The 2991-nt window shown below is 56.9% G+C and carries 4 protein-coding genes and 1 pseudogene; 4 read left to right on the top strand and 1 reads right to left on the bottom strand.

Features of this window, described 5'->3' with window-relative positions:
- Nucleotides 1-450 (bottom strand): annotated as a pseudogene (locus tag ACE04A_RS04995) (transposase); the annotation flags it as partial.
- Nucleotides 451-580: 130 nt separating this feature from the next.
- On the opposite strand from ACE04A_RS04995, the gene ACE04A_RS04990 reads away from it, so the two are divergent.
- The 4 genes from ACE04A_RS04990 to ACE04A_RS04975 form a co-directional block, all read left to right on the top strand.
- A complete protein-coding gene (locus tag ACE04A_RS04990; protein ID WP_448717218.1) occupies nt 581-1288 on the top strand; it encodes a hypothetical protein in 708 nt (235 codons plus the stop codon).
- Nucleotides 1285-1482, top strand: coding sequence for an AbrB/MazE/SpoVT family DNA-binding domain-containing protein (locus ACE04A_RS04985; RefSeq protein WP_448717219.1), 198 nt, complete (start codon nt 1285-1287; stop codon nt 1480-1482). Before ACE04A_RS04990 ends, ACE04A_RS04985 begins: the two co-directional genes overlap by 4 nt.
- Nucleotides 1479-2030: an NIF family HAD-type phosphatase gene (locus tag ACE04A_RS04980; protein ID WP_485819906.1), complete on the top strand. Its 552-nt coding sequence runs from the start codon at nt 1479-1481 to the stop codon at nt 2028-2030. The genes ACE04A_RS04985 and ACE04A_RS04980 overlap by 4 nt, the downstream gene beginning before the upstream one ends.
- 383 nt (nt 2031-2413) lie before the next feature.
- The coding region (locus ACE04A_RS04975) for a transposase (RefSeq protein WP_485819905.1) at nt 2414-2991 on the top strand (578 nt) is incomplete at its 3' end.

Raw genomic sequence — 2991 nt, 5'->3', positions numbered from 1 at the left:
GACGGCCATCGGACCAGTCGGATTGACGGACAAGACGTTGAGCAACATTTGAGCGCGCTACACCAAGGACGTCGCAGACCGTTTTCACTGGTCGTCCTCTGGCAACGAGGGTGAGCGCGCAATCCACTTTCGGGATTTCATGACGTCGACCGCCTCCCGCAGGATTTCGTTCTCCATCGTCTTCTTGCCCAGCAATCGCTGCAGTTCACGTACCTGGGCCAGCGCCTCCGACAGTTCTGAAGCAGGCACCACCTCCTCTCCCGAACTGACCGCAGACAGGCTGCCGTTCTGGTACAGCTTGCGCCAGCCAAATAACTGATTCGGGTTGATGCCGTGCTGGCGCGCGACCGTCGAGACGGTCTTACCCGGCTCGAAACTCTCGCGCACCATCGCCAATTTTTCTTCCGCCGACCAGCGGCGCCGCCTCTCGGGCCCGGTTAACACTTCCATCACTGCTTGCTTGGTGTTAGTCAAAAACACAGTCATATGCCTAGTCAGTATTCTAGGTGAGTGATGGTGTCCGGTGACTCAGGGGGGCATTCCAGACCAGTAGGCTGGAGCATATTTTCCCGGACTCCAGATGATCTACTTTCACCCCAACGCTCTCGACACCTCTGACCTAGATGACCCGGCAAAACGGCTCCTTCACACAATGATGGCCATCGGAATCGAGATAGGCGAGAGCGACCATCATCGCGTGGAGGCGGAGGAACTTCTTCGACGAGCAGATCTGCCACGAGAAAGTCGATCGCTAATGCGGAGCCTGCTCATCGAATGCACAAAGGCCTTGGGCTTGCTTGAACCGGATGCCGACAGCGACGACGACGCGCTAGAGGCAAGCTGCCCTGTCTTCCAATATGTCGCCCAAGACCATGATGAAGTGATCTACCGACTGTGGCGGCCCATCTATGGACTGTCAGCATCAGAGCTACAACGCCTGCTTCCTCTACATCCGCACAAGTTTGTTCCGCTTCTTCCGACACGTGCAACAAAAGCGAGTTCGTCATCCAACACTCGTGCCGGATCCGCCCAAGGCTGGCCAGGAAGCAACGAGATGATCGAGACATCAAACTCAAACCGCATAACCCTGGCAAACGCAGGAGGCGATGACTCTGACCAACCTATCGAGCTGAACGAGGCAGTACGAACGCTCTGGCGACTCGCTCACGAGGACGGGGACTTGGGTGCGGAATACTGGAACTCAGTCATTAACCTCCTCAAATCAGCCAACTCGATGCGTTCGGAACTCCAGAAACTGCGGCGAACAGAGAATGCATCTAACGCATGACAGATGAGAGGCCCTCAGCCACGCTGAGCCGCAAAGGCAGGGTGACAATCCCACGCGCTATCCGCGAGCGACTGTCTCTTAGGCCTGGCGACAGACTCCAATTCGAACTACGTGCAGATGGCACGTTGGAAGTTCGTATTGCCACAGGGGAAAGCGAGGTGACCGCTGGCCGCGGGATAGGCGGCCCAGAATGATCGCCACAGTCGCCCCGGCGCGGCCTGCCTCCGCTTTAAGTCCTCAGTGTTGTCACCTTTCTTTTTTGACACAGGCTTCACCTATGCCTCGCCCCAACATCCTTGCGCTCGACTTAGAAGGCACGTTAATTTCTAACGCCGCCAGCCAAATCCCTCGACCTGGGCTTAACGAATTCCTGATTCAGTGCCGTGAGATCTTCCCGAGGATCGTGATGTACACGACAGTAAGCGAAGCAAGATTTCGCCCAATCGCAGAACTTCTGGTTAATGAAGGCCTGGCACCCGGCTGGTTTGCGAAAACTGAATACGTGCAGTGGACCGGGGCGACCAAGGACTTAGCAAGGATCCGTGGCGCAACGGTACAGCAGTGCCTTCTCGTCGATGACTTCGAAGGATATGTCCATCCCGGGCAGCATTCTCAGTGGGTGAGGATCGATTGTTTCGAACATCCCTATAAGCCAGCTGACCAGGGACTCGCGCGTGCACTACTGGAGCTACGCCAACGCCGAGTTGAACCTTCCCTAAACTCACGCCCGATACCGTCCTGATGGTCGCCGACGTGGCGCTCAGATCTAGCATTCCAGAGTGTCAACTCGGCGGCCAGACTGATTGGAAAATTGGCGATCACTCTGGGCCTTCTAAGCCGTTATCGCACAACAACATTCAGGGATTCGCTCTCTCTACTGCGTGATCTCGACCCCACAAATCCGGGCAGAGAATGCTGATGATCATTGAACAACCTACGCAACCGGCATTCGCCGAAGGCCAGAGGGCGCCGGCAGGGGATCACTCTCACAGAGCTCCGAAATGTGGGGGTAAGAAGTGACCAGTCACGAACGACGGCTCACGGCCGATTCTGTTGAAAAACTCGCGGCCGTCTCGGTCGTCTGGCAGAATTTGCAAAGCGCCAACGAGTTCGGAGAGCACCGACATGATGGGTCATCAAGCGAGCGGGCAAGAGCGGCTGTTCTACGCTTTCAACCTTGAAGACGTCGTTCCGCCGACCCATCTTCTTAGAGCCATCGATCGCTGTCTGGATCTGAAGGAACTCCACCAACACCTGGCGAAGCACTACAGCCATACGGGCCGTCCGTCCATTGACCCCGAACTTATGATCCGTATGCTGATCGTTGGGTATTGCTACGGCATCCGCTCCGAGCGTCGTCTGTGCGAAGAGGTTCAACTGAATCTTGCATATCGATGGTTCTGTCGTCTCGGCCTCGAGGATGCAGTGCCCGATCACTCGACCTTCTCCAAGAACCGACATGGACGTTTCCGCGCCAGCGATACCTTCCGCTGGTTGTTCGATGAAGTGGTCCACCGTTGCATGGCTGCGGGCCTAGTCAAAGGCGAAGGCTTCGCTGTCGATGCCAGCGTCGTGGCTGCTGATGCGAGCCGCCAGCGCGGTGTTCCTGCCAGTGAGGCCACCGACTGGTCGAACCCCGCACTCAGCACGCGTGCCGTGCGCGAGTATCTCGAAGCGCTCGACGACGAAGCGTTCGAACAAGC

The organism is Achromobacter colocynthidis, assembly GCF_057334535.1.
The sequence above is the reverse complement of the archived record's forward strand: the minus strand, read 5'-3'. Positions and strand labels throughout refer to the sequence as shown.